We start from the raw sequence: 13288 nt of genomic DNA on the forward strand, positions 1-13288 counted from the left end.
CAACCAGAAGACGGCATACGCGATGATATCCTAAGTCTCGTGGGCTCGGAGATGTGTATAAGAGACAGGTCTCGAAGGGTCGACGGCCACCAGCGGGGCCGTACATCCTTCGAGACGCCGCTTCGCGGCTCCTCAGGATGACGGGTATGACAATCCGGCATCGCCGTTAGTCCGGCACCACCGCAATCGCCTGGATTTCCACCTTGGCGCGGTCCTCGATCAGGCCGGCAACCTGAATCGCGGTCATCGCGGGGAAGCGCCGGCCGATGATGTCGCGATAGACCGTGCCGATCTCCTTCAGCCGCGCGGAATATTCCTTGCGGTCGAGCAAGTACCAGGTCATCGACACGATGTGCTCGGGCCCGGCGCCGCCGGCGGCGGCGACTGCGACGATGTTGCGCAAGGTCTGGCCGATCTGCGCCACGAGATCGTCGGTCTCGAACACGCACTGCCCGTTCCAGCCGATCTGGCCCGCGATGAACAGCTGTTTGCCGCGCGCGGCCATGCCGTTGGCGTAGCCGATCGGCTTGGCCCATCCTTCCGGTTGCAGGATTTCGATCATCTCAATTGCCCTCGAAGGCCGGTTTCTGCTTGGCGGCGAACGCCTCGAAGGCGCGGCGGAAATCGCCGGTGACCATGCAGATCGCCTGCGCCTGTGCTTCGGACTCGATCATCTCGTCGACGCCCATCGCCCATTCCTGGTTGAACATCGTTTTCGTCACGCCATGCGCGAACCACGGCCCATCCGCGAGCGAACGCGCCAGCTCCTGCGCGGCACCGGCGAGCTCCGCCGGCGCCACCAGACGGTTGTGGAAGCCCCACGCAAAACCTTCCTCGGCGCTCATCGCACGCCCGGTGTAGAGCAGATCGGCCGCATGGCCCTGCCCGATCACGCGCGGCAACAGCCCGCACGCGCCCATATCGGCGCCGGCGAGGCCGACGCGGGTGAACAGGAACGCGGTCTTGGCCTGCGGCGTCGCCAGCCGCAGGTCGGACGCCAGCGCCAGCATCGCGCCGGCCCCGGCGCAAATGCCGTCGATCGCGGCGACGATGATCTGCGGGCATTTGCGCATCGCCCGCACGACCTCGCCGGTCATCCGCGTGAAGGCGAGCAGGTCCGGCATCGCCATCCGCGTCAGAGGCTCGATGATCTCGAACACGTCGCCGCCGGAGCAAAAATTACCCTCGGCGCCGGTCAGCACGATCGCGCGGACATCGGAGGCGTATTTGAGATTGGTGAAGAGATCGCGCAGCTCCTCATAGGACTCGAAAGTCAGCGGGTTCTTCTTGTCCGGCCGGTTCAGCGTGATGGTCGCGACACGGCCGCTCGCATCGACCTGCCAGCGGAAGTGCTTTGCGGGATAATCCTTGAACGGCCGGAGTTTTGCTTTCATCTCGGACATGGTGTGTTCCTTCACCCGGTAAAGACTTCGCCGCCGGCGACCGCGACGGCTTGTCCGTTGATTGACGATGCAGTCTCGGAGGCAAGCCAGAGGACGGCGTCGGCGACCTCCTCGGGCGTGACCAGCCGCTGCATCGGATTGACTTTTGCCAACGCGGCGCGCGCTTCCTGTTCGCTGCGGCCGGTCCTGGCGACGATGTTCGCGGCGGCATCCGCCACCAGCGGCGTATCGGTGTAGCCGGGGCAGACCGCATTCACGGTGACGCCGCGCCGTGCATATTCCAGCGCCAGCGAGCGCGTGAGGCCGATGACGCCGTGCTTGGCCGCGACATAGGCCGAGACGTAGGCATAGCCGGTGAGACCCGCGGTCGAGGCCACGTTGATCACCCGCCCGCGGCCGCGCTGCGCCATGCCGGGCAACACGGCATGCGTCACCAGGAACACGCTGGAGAGGTTGCTCGCCAGCATGTCGGCCCACAGCGCCGCGCCGGTCTTGTCGAACGGCGCGCTCGCGGCCTTGCCGGCATTGTTGACGAGAATATCGATCGGGCCAACTTCGGCCTCGATCTGCGCGACACCCTTGGTCACCGCAGCTTCATCCGTCACGTCGATCGAAACAGCGGCGCCGGCGTGCTTGTCGAGCGATGCCGCTGTCGCTTTCAGCGCGTCGATCCGCCGTCCGGCGATGCTGACACGCACGCCGGCTTTTGCGAGTGCGATCGCCGTCGCGGCGCCGATGCCGGAACCGGCACCGGTCACCAGCGCATGTGCGTTGGGCCAGAACCTCATCATGCCTTCACTCCCGCAGCCGCGCGTTCGAGATTGGCCTCGTATTGCGACTTGCCCGACAGATACTGCTTCGGCCAGGCGACCTGCTTGACGCCGATCTTCGCGGCCTCATGCAGCGTCCAGGCCGGGTCGGCGAGATGCGGCCGCGCGATGGCGCAGAGATCGGCGCGGCCGGCGGCGATGATCGAGTTAGCGTGATCCGCCTCCGAGATCGCGCCGACCGCGATGGTGGCGATGCCGACCTCGTTGCGGATCTTGTCGGCGAACGGCGTCTGGTAGAGCCGGCCGTAGACCGGATGGTCGTCGGCCCAGACCTGCCCCGAGGAGCAGTCGATCAGGTCGGCTCCCGCCCCCTTGAACAGCTTTGCGAAGGCCAGCGCATCCTCGGGCGTGTTGCCGCCCTCGGCCCAGTCGTGACAGGACAGGCGGACCGACATCGGCTTGTCCTCCGGCCACACCGCGCGGATGGCGCGGAACACCTCCAGCGGATAACGCGCGCGGTTCTCGATCGATCCGCCGTAGTCGTCGGTGCGACGGTTGGTCAGCGGCGAGAGGAAGCTCGACAGCAGATAGCCGTGCGCGCAATGCAGCTCCAGAATATCGAAGCCCGCGGCCGCAGCGCGCCGTGCCGCCGCGACGAACTGGTCGCGTACCTCGTCCATCTCGGCGCGGCTCATCGGCTCCGGGATCTGGCCGTCGGCCAGATAAGGCACTGACGAAGCCGACACCAGCGGCCAGTTATGGTCCGGCAGCGCTTCGTCCATGCCTTCCCAGGCGACGCGCGTCGAGCCCTTGCGGCCGGCATGGCCGAGCTGGATGCCGATCCTGGCTTGCGAATTCTGGTGCACGAAGTCGACGATGCGCTTGTAGGCCGCCGCCTGCGCGTCGTTCCACAGGCCACAGCAGCCGGGCGTGATCCGCGCCTCCGGCGAGACGCAGGTCATCTCGGTAAACAGCAGGCCGGCGCCGCCGAGCGCGCGGGAGCCGAAATGCACCAAATGGAAGTCGGTCGGCATGCCCTCCTCCGCAGAATACATCGCCATCGGCGAGACGATGATCCGGTTATGAAGCGACAGGCCTCGGATCTGGAACGGCGTCAGCATCGGCGGCGTGACGCGGTCGTTGGTCGCGGCCACGCCGCTGCGCTCCGCGAACCAGCGCTCATAACCCTCGAGCCAGGTCTTGTCGCGCAGCCGCAGGTTCTCGTGGCTGATGCGCTGCGAGCGGGTCAGCAGCGAATACATGAACTGCTCCGGCTCGAGCGTATCGGCATAGCGCGAACCGACCACCTCGAACCATTCCATCGCGTTGCGCGCGGCGTTCTGGATCCGCGCCACATCGACCCGGCGCAGCTCCTCGTAAGCCTTGAGCACTGTGGGAGTACTGTCCCGCGTCGCGCCGTGGGTCTTGAACTGGTTGGTGAGCTCGATCGCATCTTCCAGCGCGAGCTTGGTTCCCGAGCCGATCGCGAAATGCGCGGTGTGGGCGGCATCGCCCATCAGCACGACATGGCTGTTGCCGTTGAACGCGGTCCATTTACCGCAGATCAGCCTGGGGAACGACAGCCAGGCCGAGCCGCGCAGATGTCGCGCGTTCGAGACCAGATGATGCCCCTCGAGGATTTCCGCGAACACGTTCTCGCAGAACGCGATGGAGTCGCCCTGCTCCATTTTGTCGAGGCCGTGGGCAAGATAGGCCTCCTCGGTGGTCTCGACGATGAAGGTCGCCGCGCCCTCCTCGAACTTGTAGATGTGCGCCTGGAACCAGCCGTGCTCGGTCTTGCGGAAGTCGAAGGTGAAGGCGTCGAACGGACGGTTGGTGCCGAGCCAGATATAGCGGTTCGGCCGCATCAGCATGTCGGGCTGGAAGGCCTCGGTGTATTTGGTGCGGATCTTCGAGTTGACGCCGTCGCATGCCACGATGAGATCGGCGTCGGGGAATTCGAGATCGGAATTCACCTCGCGCTCGAAGATCAATTCGACGCCGAGCTCCTCGGCCCGCGCCTGCAGGATGTTGAGCAGCCGCTTGCGGCCGATGCCGACGAAGCCGTGGCCGGTGGTGCGCATGCGCCGGCCCTTGATCAGGACCTCGATGTCGTCCCAGTGGTTGAAGGCCTGCTCGATCGTATCAGCGGTGACCGGATCCCATTTGCGCATGTTGTCCATGGTCGCGTCCGAGAACACCACGCCGAAGCCGAAGGTGTCATAGGGCCGGTTGCGCTCGACCACCGAAATGACGTGCGCGGGATCCAGCATCTTCATCAGGATGCCGAAATAAAGCCCGGCCGGCCCGCCTCCAATGCAAACGATACGCATGGCGTTCTCGCCTTTCCGTTTGAGCATGATCGCCTCGGAAAACCGGGTGCCACTTTTCCGGATCATGCTCTGGCTTCGGCGACCGGGGGCATTTCCCCATCGGAGCCGATGGGGGATATTATTTTATACTTAAAATAATTGTCAAGGGCGGTTCGGCCGCACCCGCAGCGTCGTCCCGGCGCAGGCCGGGACCCATACGCCGCAGCAGAAATTGTCGACGGGACTCGTCGTTCCAGCGACGTGCAACAATGACAACCTGTGGTTATGGGTCCCGGCCTGCGCCGGGACGACACTGAACTTGTTGCTGCTGATTTGCCCGTCGAAGACGTGGCAAGACGGCGGATTGCGCTGCGCTGATCCGCCCTACGCCGAGGACGTGCCCACTGCACGCGCCCTCAATGCACCGCGGCGTACAGGATCTTGTCCTGCGTCGCGTCCGCCGCGTCGAACTCGGCGACGATGCGGCCGGTGCGGGCGACCAGGATGCGGTCGGACACCGCGAGGATCTCCGGCAGGTAGGACGAGATCACCACCACCGCCTTGCCCTCGTCGGCGAGACGGCGGATTTCGCCGTGGATGTGCGGGATGGTGCCGACGTCGACGCCGCGCGTCGGCTCGTCGAAGATGATGATCGAGGGGTCCTGCACCAGCGTCTTGGCCAGCACCACCTTCTGCTGGTTGCCGCCGGACAGCTCGATGATCCTGGCCTTGCGCTGCAACGCGCTGATCTTGAGCCGATCGACCCAGTAGCTGGCGAGCTTGCTGCGCCGCGCGCGCGATAGCAGGAAGCTCCAGCCCTTCCCGGTGGCGAGGCTGCCGATATAGACGTTGTCGTCGACCACCATCGTCTCGAAGAAGCCGTTGGCCTTGCGGTCCTCGGTGATGTAGGCGATGCCGTCATTGATCGCCTGCCGCGGCACGCGGTAGCGGATCGGCTTGCCGCGCAGCCGGATGGTGCCGCCATTGACCAGATTGCGCTTCAGCGCGCCGTAGATGATCTTGGCGATCTCGGTGCGGCCGGAGCCGATCAGGCCGGCGATGCCGACCACCTCGCCGGCATAGACCGAGAACGACATGTTCTTGACCGCCATGCCCATGGTGACGTTCTCGACCGTCAGCACCTTCTCGCGGCGCTGATGGGTTTTCTCTCTTCCGCCATAGACCGCCTGCGCCACCTCGCGGCCGACCATGTGCTGCACCAGCGCATCGCGCGTCAGCTGCCTGGCCGGCGCCGTGATCACCAGCTTGCCGTCGCGCAGCACGGTGATGCGGTCGGCGATCTGCAGCGACTCCTCCAGCGCATGCGAGATGTAGATGATCGAGACGCCGCGGGCGCGCAGGTCGCGCACCAGATGGAAGAAGTGGACGATCTCTTCCGGCGTCAGCGACGCGGTCGGCTCGTCGAAGATGATGATGCGCGCCTTGTTGTAGATCGCGCGCGCGATCTCCACCATCTGCTTCTTGGCGGTTCCGAGCAGCGCCACCGGCGTCGCCGGATCGACGTGGAAGTTGAGCGACTGCAGCAGCTGCTGGGCCTGGATGTTCAGGGTGCGGAACCGGGTCAGCAGCTTTTCGTTGCCGAGCTCGATGTTCTGCGCGGCAGTCATGGTCGGCACCAGGCTGGTCTCCTGATAAACCATGCAGATGCCGGCATCGAGCGCGTCGCGCGGCTGCTCGAAACCGGTCGGCTTGCCGTCGAGCAGATAGTCGCCGGAGGTGAGCTGGATCGCGCCCGCGATCGCCTTGCACAGCGTCGATTTGCCGGCGCCGTTCTCGCCGACCAGCGCATGCACCTCGCCGGGATAGAGGTCGAAATTGACGCCCTCGATGGCGTGGACGCCGCCATAGATTTTCGAACCGTTGGTGATCCGCAGCACCGGCTCGCGGGTTGCGGAGGTCTCGGCCGTCTTGGCGCCGGGGGCTGCCTGCATCACACCGTCATTCATGGCAGCTCTCCCGTAGTGCGCAGCAGGCGTCCGGCGCCGCGCGCCGCGATCACGACGCCCGATGGCGTGGCGCAGGCAGCGGTGATGCCGTGGAAGCGTCCGCCGGCGCGGCTGTGCAGGCTGTCGGTCGCATCGCCCTCGGCATCGAGATGCACCAGCAGACCGTAGGAGCGCGGCGGCGCCCAAGGCTTCTGGATGCCGAGCGCCTTGACGCTGCCGATCTGCATCGGCTCGAGGCAATCGCTGCCGCCGGCGAGCGCCGGCGCGACCCAGTAATCCGGCGGCATCGTCGCCATCATCTCCTCGCGGAAGTCGTCTTCCTTGAGCACGAACTCGATCAGATGGGTGCGGCGGGCAAAGATGCCGAGCAGCAAGCCGCCATGGCCGTCCGGATGCAGCCGCGCCGGATAGCCCGGCATGTTGGCGGCGACGGTCTCGCGCGGACCGAACCCGTTGCCGCCGAGCGCGAACCGGCTGAGGCGATGCGCCCAGCTCTCGGTGAGCCACAGGCTGTTGCCGTCGGCCGAAACACTCACGCCATAGGGATAGGGCAGGTCGCGCAGCAGCACCTGCGGATTGTCGAGGCCGGCGCCGCAGCTGATGAGGCGGCCATTGGCGCGCTTCTCCATCAGGTCGTGCCGCCATTCGCCCGGGCGTCGGCCGGCGCTGCCTTCAACGGCATAGATGCGGCCATCGGGCGCCGCCGTCACCGACAACAGCCCCGTGAGCGCGCTGCCGCCGACGGACTCCAGCCAGCGCGGATCGGGTTTTGCGGGATCGATCGCGGCAAGGCCCCTGCCCGCGACGCAGACCAGGAGGCGGCCGTCCGGATGCAGCGCGAGCCCGCCGGCATCATCCTCGAACTCGGCGACGACTATACGCGTCGACAAGTCATTGCCGCCGAGCTTCAGCACCCGGCGTCCTGCGGAAACATAGACCGCGCCGTCGCCGGCGGCGATCACGTCGTCGATGCCGGGCAGAGGCTCGCCGATCGGGGTGGCAGTGTCGAGCCGGTCGTTCGGGCTCAGCGCGCCGTCGAGCGGCGGGATCGCGTTCTGGCCGCCGTCGCGGTCGATGACGCTGCGGATGTCGCGCAGCAGATGATCGAAAAATCCCATTACGTCGTCACCCTGCTCTTTGCACCCCAATAGGCGTCGTAGCCGGTCCAGCTGTCGTCGACGCCTTCGAGCTTGATGCGGCCGATCCGGTTGTTCTCAAGCCCGCCGAGATAGAGATAGCCCTGGTGCTCGCGCATCGAGGTCAGGGTCGAATGCGAGATGCCGGTCGGGTCCCACCAGGATTCCAGCGCCTCGCCCTTCTCGTTAAATTTCAGCACGCAGCCATGGTTGAGCGCGGGCGCCAGCCACTCGTCGGTCGGCACCTGCTTCACCATGCGCAGGCGGAAGCCGGGCTTTCGCGCGGCAAGGTCGAATGTCGGCGTGCGGATGCCGACCAGCGCCAGCCAGTAGGTGCCGTCGGAGGCGCGGTTGATGTTGTCGGGGTTGCCCGGCAGCTCGTCCATCAGCACCTCGGTCTTGCCCTTGTTCGGCCCGTCGATCCAGTGCCGGAACACCTTGCAGAGCGAGGTCGACGCGATCAGGATCGATTTGCCGTCATGCGAGACGCAGATCCCGTTCGGGAAATAGAAGTGGTTGATCACCGTGCGCGTGGTCCTGGTCGCCGGGTCGTAGCAGACCACGCGGCCGTTCGGCCGGCCCTCGAGGATGTCGAGGGTGTTGGTGGTCATCTCGTAGCGCGTGGTGCAGTCGCTGAAATAGATCTTGCCGTCGGGTGCAATGTCGAGGTCATCGGCCATGCGCAGGCGGCTGTCGTCGTTCAGCTTGTACCAGGTGCGGTTGGTCTCGTCGGTGACCTTGAAGATGCCGCCATCGGGGGCGACGCCGTAGACGCCCATGCCGGCGACGGCGACGATCAGGTTCTCGTCGCGATCGAACTGCATGCCGAGCGGCCGGCCGCCGATATGGGCGAACACCTCGCGGGTCTTGAAGTCAGGCCCGGAGAAACGGATCACATTGCCGTCGCGGGTCGAGCCGTAGAGCCGGCCCTGGCGGTCGAGGATGACGTCCTCGGGCCCCTCGACCTGATCGACGCCGATCGCCTGCGCCTTGATCAGCCGGTCGTTCTGCGCGTAGGGCGAGGCCGCGCCGGGCTGCACCGCGGGCGCCGAGGCGAGCGGCACGAAGGCCGGATTGACATAGATCTTCTGGATCGCCTTGCCGCGGTTCTTCGACCATTTGACGTCGATGCCGACGGCGGCGAGCAGGATCATGCCCGTCACCGCCGAGGTGACGTAGCCCGGGATGCCCATCCGCACGAGGCCGTTGATCAACAGGAAGATGATGAGCGCGCCGATCATCGCCCGCCATACCGTACCCTTGCCGCCGGCGAGCGACACGCCGCCGAGCACGACAGCGGTCAGTGCCTGGAACTCCCACCCCACGCCGGTGGTGGAATCCGTCGAGGATTGCCGCGCGGCGTAGAAGATGCCGCTCGCCGCGCACAGCGTTCCCGACAGCACATAGGTCATGAACAGCATCACGCGGACGCGGATGCCGGCGTGACGCGCCGCCTTGCGGCTGGCGCCGATCGCGGTGAGATGCCAGCCATAGCGCGAGCGCGACAGGAAGATGTGGCAGATCAACAGCACCACGAACAGCGTCGCCGCATTGACGGGAATGCCGAGCACGCTGCCGCCGCCGATGAAATCCCAGGCGTCGCTCTCGACCGAGTTGGTCGCGAACACCTGGGCGTAGCTGGTGTTGAGCAGATTGACCGAGGCGCGCAGGATGATCAGCGTCACCAGCGTGGTCAGGAACGGCCGCGTCTTCAGGAAGCCGATCAAGAAGCCGTTGATGCTGCCGAGTAGCGCGCCGACCAGAAGCGTCGCCGGCACCGCGAGGCCGACCGGCCATTCGCGCACCAGCAGGAAATACAATGCCGCGAAATTGCACAGCGCGAAGATCGCGCCGACCGAGAGGTCGATGCCGCCGGTGACGAGACAGAAGCCCATCGCGAGCGCAACGAAACCGAATTCGGCGAACAGCCGCAGCAGCGACACCGAGTTCTGCACCGAGGCGTAGTCGGGAATGGTGAGCGCGAAATAGCCCCACAGCCCGATCATCACGGTGAAGGGAACCACCGGCTCGAACCACTGTTTCAGCAGCAGCTCCGACAGCAGGAGCCGGGGTGAAAATCGCCGCACCGATGCGGCAAAGGAATCAACGGCCATCGACATCGCCAAAGCACCCTCTTGTTTGAGCACGATCTTGCGGAACACCTGCTTCCACTTTTCCGGATCGTGCTCGTGATCGAGCGTGATCTTGCGGAGAGCCGGCTTGCACGTCCCGGATCATGCTCCTGGTCATGACGCGATCGGCCATCGCATCGCGACCTCGTCCCTTGTTGAGCACGCTCTCCGCGAACGCTGCGCATCGGTCGGAGAAAAACCGGCTCCACCTTGCCGGATCGTGCTCTTAGATACAGCCGGCGCGGGAATGCCCCCCGCGCCGGCTGTCCGCGCCTTGTTAATTTTTCTTGGGTAGCGCGAAGCAGTTGGCGCCCGAGGCGTTGGACTTATCGAGCCAGATCGGCCGCGTGTAGTAGACGAGATTGCGGCTGCCCGGCTTCTCGCCTGATACCAGCAGGGTCTCGGCGGCGAACATCAGGTCGTGGCCCTGCTCGGTCGCCTTGTAGCTCAGGAACTTGTAGAAATTGCCCGAATTGACCTGGTCGCAATCGAGCTGCGAGCCTTCACCCGAGGCGAACACTTTCACATCGTCGATCTTGCCGGCATTGCGGATCGCCTGCGCCGCACCCGACTCCATGATGCCCCAGAACCCGATCGAGGCGCAGAGGTCGGGATGCTGCTGGATCACCGTCGCGGTGACGTTGAGCGCGGTGTTGGCGTCCCAGTTCGCGGCCTGGTTCGAGACCACCTTGATGTTCGGATCCTTGTTCAACACCTCCATGATGCCGCCGACCTGATCGACGCTGGCGGCCGCGGTCAGTTCGCCCTGCACGATCTGGACCTTGCCCGACTTGCCCGAGCCGGTGCCGCAAGCCTTCACGGCTTCGTTCGCCAGCATCCTGCCGATCTCGCGCCAATCCGCGCCGACAAAGGCGCCGGATTTGTAGTTCGAGGACATGTTGATCTGGATCACATGCGTGCCCTGGCTTTCGGCGCGCTTCAGATCCTTCATCAACAGCGTGACGCTCGGATTCTGCACGATCAGCACGTCGGGCTTCTGGTCGACCAGCGCGGTCAGGGCCTGCTGCATCGCCGAGGGGTTGTTGTTGGGATCGCGCACGACATATTTCATGCCGCGCCACTCGGCTTCCTCCTGCACCACCCGGCCCCATTCGTCGGACAGCGGCACGCCGAGCGCGATCGGCAGATAGGCGATCGTCTTGCCCTGCAGCGCCTTGTCGTAGACGGCACGCAGCTCGCGCGCGGTCTTGGTGCCTTCCTCCTGCGCCGATGCCGCAAATGGCATCGCGGCCAGCGTCACGCCGGCCAGCAGGATCGTCCAGAATTTCGTCGTCGTCTTCATCGTCTCCCTCCACAAAGCAATTTCTTTTGATTGATTGATTTGGCGCGGCGGCCGGCTCAGTCGCCTTGTTTCAGTCGCCTTGCCGCGCTGTCTCCTCGTCGCGGGGGTGCAGCCAGTTGTCGAGCACGATGGCGGCCAGCAGCACCACGCCCTTGATGATGTTCTGCACCTCGCTGTTGACGTCCATGATGGTGAAGGCGTTGAGCAGCGTGCCGATCAGGATGCAGCCGACCACGACGCTGAACACGCTGCCGCGGCCGCCGATCAGGCTGATGCCGCCGATCACGACGACGAGCACGACATCGAAGATCATGGTGCCCTGGGTGATCGCCATCTGCATGCTGCCCGTGGTGCCGACCCAGACCAGGCCCGCAATCCAGGCGAGCAGTGCAACCAGCACGTGCTCGAGCACGATCAGCGGCCGCAGCGCGACGCCGGTCAGCCGCGCGGCCTCCGGATTGTCGCCCTGCGAATAGATGAAGCGGCCGATCGAGGTGCGCGACAGGAACAAATGCATCGCGATTGCACAGGCCGCGAACACCAGGATCGGAACCGGGATGCCGAACAGCCGTCCGGCGCCGAGATACATCAGGCCCGGCGCATCTTTCGGCGCATAGACCACCCAGGCCGGCGCGATCCAGAAGGCGAGGCCATAGATCACGAAGCCGGCAGCCAGCGTCACGAACAGCGCCGGCGCCTCGACAAAGGCGACCATCACGCCGTTGACGACGCCGATCAGCACCGCGACCGCCAGCGCCAGCAGTACTGCCGTGAAAACAGGCATGCCGTTCTGCATGTAGATCAGCGCGATCGCCCAGGAACCCGCCATGATCGCGACCTCGGAGAGGTCGATGCCGCGGCTGATCACGATCAGCCCCATGCCGAGGCCGAGCACGCCGAGGATGGAAATACTCCGCAACAGATTCAGGAGATTGGAGACGGTGGCAAAGCCGTTCAGCGTCAGGCCGAACACGATCAGGAGCGCGATGGTGATCAGGAGCACGATCTGCTCCTGGCTCGGCTTTGCAAACATTGCGCCCAGGCGAGATGATGCCGCAGGGACAGCAACGCCGCGCGATGGCGATTGCACGCTCATCGTTTCCTCCAGGTATTATTTTGCTTGAGACTTTAAGAGTGCCGATTAGTATTCGTCAAATGCATTCGGCGGATACGGATTGATCATTTCCATGCATGTACGTGACGTCGATCTGAACCTGTTCGTCGTGTTCGACGCGATCTATTCCGAGGGCGGCGTCAGCCGCGCCTGCTTTCGCCTCAACCTGACCCAGCCCGCGGTAAGCCATGCGCTGAGCCGGTTGCGCGCGATGTTCAACGATCCGCTGTTCGTGCGCCGCAACCACGTGATGACGCCGACCCCGCTGGCACGGCAGATCATCACCACGGTGCGCCAGGCGCTCAACGGCCTAGAGACGACGCTGACCCACACCCATCGGTTCGATCCGGCGAAGACGCCGAAGCGGTTCGTGATCGGGCTGCGCAACAATCTGGAGGCACCGATGCTGAGCGCGCTGGTCAACCGGATCAGCACGGTGGCGCCGCTGGTCGAGATCGCCACCGTGCGCAGCGAGCGCAACAATCTCGAGCGCGAGCTGGCCGCCGGCACCCTCGACGTCGCGATCGATACGCTGTTGCCGCTCTCGGCGGAGGTGCGGCGCGAGCAGATCCTGACCGAGCATATCGCGGTGTTCGCGCGGCGCGGCCATCCCGAGCTCGGCAGCCGGCTCGACAAGAAGGCTTATTTGCGCATGGAGCATGTCTGCGTGACGTCGCGGCGCAGCGGCCTGTCGTTCGAGGATTTTCAGCTCCAGCGCCTCGGGCTGACCCGCACTGTTCGCCTGACCTGTCAGAATTTCGCAACCGCCTGCCACGTCGTGAGCCGCAGCAACATGCTTCTGACCGCCTCGGAGAGCGCCGCCTCCGTGCTGGAAGATCCCGGGCTGTTGCAGTGCTTCCCCTGCCCGTTCCCGATCAGCCCGCACGTCAATTATCTCTACTGGCACGCCACCGCCGAGGACGACACCACCAATCAATGGCTGCGCGAGCAGCTCCGCGCGGCCGCGGCGCTGCTGGCCGGCAGCCGCTTCAGCAAGAAGAATCGCCGCGCAGTGAAAGCGCGCCCCAAGGTCGGCATCCCGCTGCCAACCAGCCTCGCCGCGGAATAGCGGCGCGCTATCGAGCCGCAAAGGCGGTGGGCTCCCTCTCCCTGTCTCTTATACACATCTCCGAGCCCACGAGACTTAGGAT

10 protein-coding genes are annotated in these 13288 nt (G+C 65.2%); 1 reads left to right on the plus strand and 9 read right to left on the minus strand.

What is annotated here, in order from left to right:
• Positions 1 to 166: 166 nt before the first annotated feature.
• The 9 genes from PMN64_RS37805 to PMN64_RS37845 all read right to left on the minus strand — a co-directional run bounded on the left by PMN64_RS37805 (position 167) and on the right by PMN64_RS37845 (position 12119).
• On the minus strand, positions 167 to 562 hold the full coding sequence (locus PMN64_RS37805) for a RidA family protein (protein WP_028345205.1): 396 nt from the start codon (positions 560 to 562) through the stop codon (positions 167 to 169).
• 1 nt (position 563) lies between these two features.
• Positions 564 to 1403, minus strand: a complete 840-nt coding sequence (locus PMN64_RS37810; RefSeq protein ID WP_411784435.1) for an enoyl-CoA hydratase family protein — start codon at positions 1401 to 1403, stop codon at positions 564 to 566.
• A gap of 11 nt (positions 1404 to 1414) precedes the next feature.
• Positions 1415 to 2194, minus strand: coding sequence for an SDR family NAD(P)-dependent oxidoreductase (locus PMN64_RS37815; RefSeq protein WP_411784436.1), 780 nt, complete (start codon positions 2192 to 2194; stop codon positions 1415 to 1417).
• Positions 2191 to 4506, minus strand: a complete 2316-nt coding sequence (locus tag PMN64_RS37820) for a bifunctional salicylyl-CoA 5-hydroxylase/oxidoreductase (RefSeq protein ID WP_411784437.1) — start codon at positions 4504 to 4506, stop codon at positions 2191 to 2193. Before PMN64_RS37820 ends, PMN64_RS37815 begins: the two co-directional genes overlap by 4 nt.
• Positions 4507 to 4901: 395 nt before the next feature.
• Entirely contained in the window at positions 4902 to 6437 is a 1536-nt protein-coding gene (locus PMN64_RS37825) for a sugar ABC transporter ATP-binding protein (RefSeq protein ID WP_411784441.1), read from the minus strand.
• Positions 6438 to 6448: 11 nt separating this feature from the next.
• On the minus strand, positions 6449 to 7570 hold the full coding sequence (locus PMN64_RS37830) for an SMP-30/gluconolactonase/LRE family protein (protein ID WP_411784438.1): 1122 nt from the start codon (positions 7568 to 7570) through the stop codon (positions 6449 to 6451).
• Positions 7570 to 9702, minus strand: coding sequence for an ABC transporter permease (locus PMN64_RS37835; protein ID WP_411784439.1), 2133 nt, complete (start codon positions 9700 to 9702; stop codon positions 7570 to 7572). The genes PMN64_RS37830 and PMN64_RS37835 overlap by 1 nt, the downstream gene beginning before the upstream one ends.
• Before the next feature lie 295 nt (positions 9703 to 9997).
• On the minus strand, positions 9998 to 11023 hold the full coding sequence (locus tag PMN64_RS37840; protein ID WP_028331499.1) for a sugar ABC transporter substrate-binding protein: 1026 nt from the start codon (positions 11021 to 11023) through the stop codon (positions 9998 to 10000).
• Positions 11024 to 11093: 70 nt separating this feature from the next.
• On the minus strand, positions 11094 to 12119 hold the full coding sequence (locus tag PMN64_RS37845) for an ABC transporter permease (RefSeq protein WP_225163682.1): 1026 nt from the start codon (positions 12117 to 12119) through the stop codon (positions 11094 to 11096).
• A 91-nt stretch (positions 12120 to 12210) separates the two neighbouring features.
• Between PMN64_RS37845 and PMN64_RS37850 the strand changes: the two genes are divergently transcribed.
• On the plus strand, positions 12211 to 13206 hold the full coding sequence (locus PMN64_RS37850) for a LysR family transcriptional regulator (RefSeq protein ID WP_411784440.1): 996 nt from the start codon (positions 12211 to 12213) through the stop codon (positions 13204 to 13206).
• Positions 13207 to 13288 lie beyond the last annotated feature (82 nt).

This window comes from Bradyrhizobium sp. UFLA01-814 (genome assembly GCF_046718885.1).
GTDB classification, from domain to species: domain Bacteria; phylum Pseudomonadota; class Alphaproteobacteria; order Rhizobiales; family Xanthobacteraceae; genus Bradyrhizobium; species Bradyrhizobium elkanii.

Excerpts from the sequence above, each read along its gene's own strand:
- PMN64_RS37815 (WP_411784436.1), bottom strand. The coding sequence starts at position 2,194 with ATGATGAGGTTCTGGCCCAACGCACATGCGCTGGTGACCGGTGCCGGT.
- PMN64_RS37805 (WP_028345205.1), bottom strand. The coding sequence starts at position 562 with ATGATCGAAATCCTGCAACCGGAAGGATGGGCCAAGCCGATCGGCTAC.
- PMN64_RS37810 (WP_411784435.1), bottom strand. The coding sequence starts at position 1,403 with ATGTCCGAGATGAAAGCAAAACTCCGGCCGTTCAAGGATTATCCCGCA.
- PMN64_RS37850 (WP_411784440.1), top strand. The coding sequence starts at position 12,211 with ATGCATGTACGTGACGTCGATCTGAACCTGTTCGTCGTGTTCGACGCG.
- PMN64_RS37820 (WP_411784437.1), bottom strand. The coding sequence starts at position 4,506 with ATGCGTATCGTTTGCATTGGAGGCGGGCCGGCCGGGCTTTATTTCGGC.
- PMN64_RS37845 (WP_225163682.1), bottom strand. The coding sequence starts at position 12,119 with ATGAGCGTGCAATCGCCATCGCGCGGCGTTGCTGTCCCTGCGGCATCA.
- PMN64_RS37840 (WP_028331499.1), bottom strand. The coding sequence starts at position 11,023 with ATGAAGACGACGACGAAATTCTGGACGATCCTGCTGGCCGGCGTGACG.
- PMN64_RS37830 (WP_411784438.1), bottom strand. The coding sequence starts at position 7,570 with ATGGGATTTTTCGATCATCTGCTGCGCGACATCCGCAGCGTCATCGAC.
- PMN64_RS37835 (WP_411784439.1), bottom strand. The coding sequence starts at position 9,702 with ATGGCCGTTGATTCCTTTGCCGCATCGGTGCGGCGATTTTCACCCCGG.
- PMN64_RS37825 (WP_411784441.1), bottom strand. The coding sequence starts at position 6,437 with ATGCAGGCAGCCCCCGGCGCCAAGACGGCCGAGACCTCCGCAACCCGC.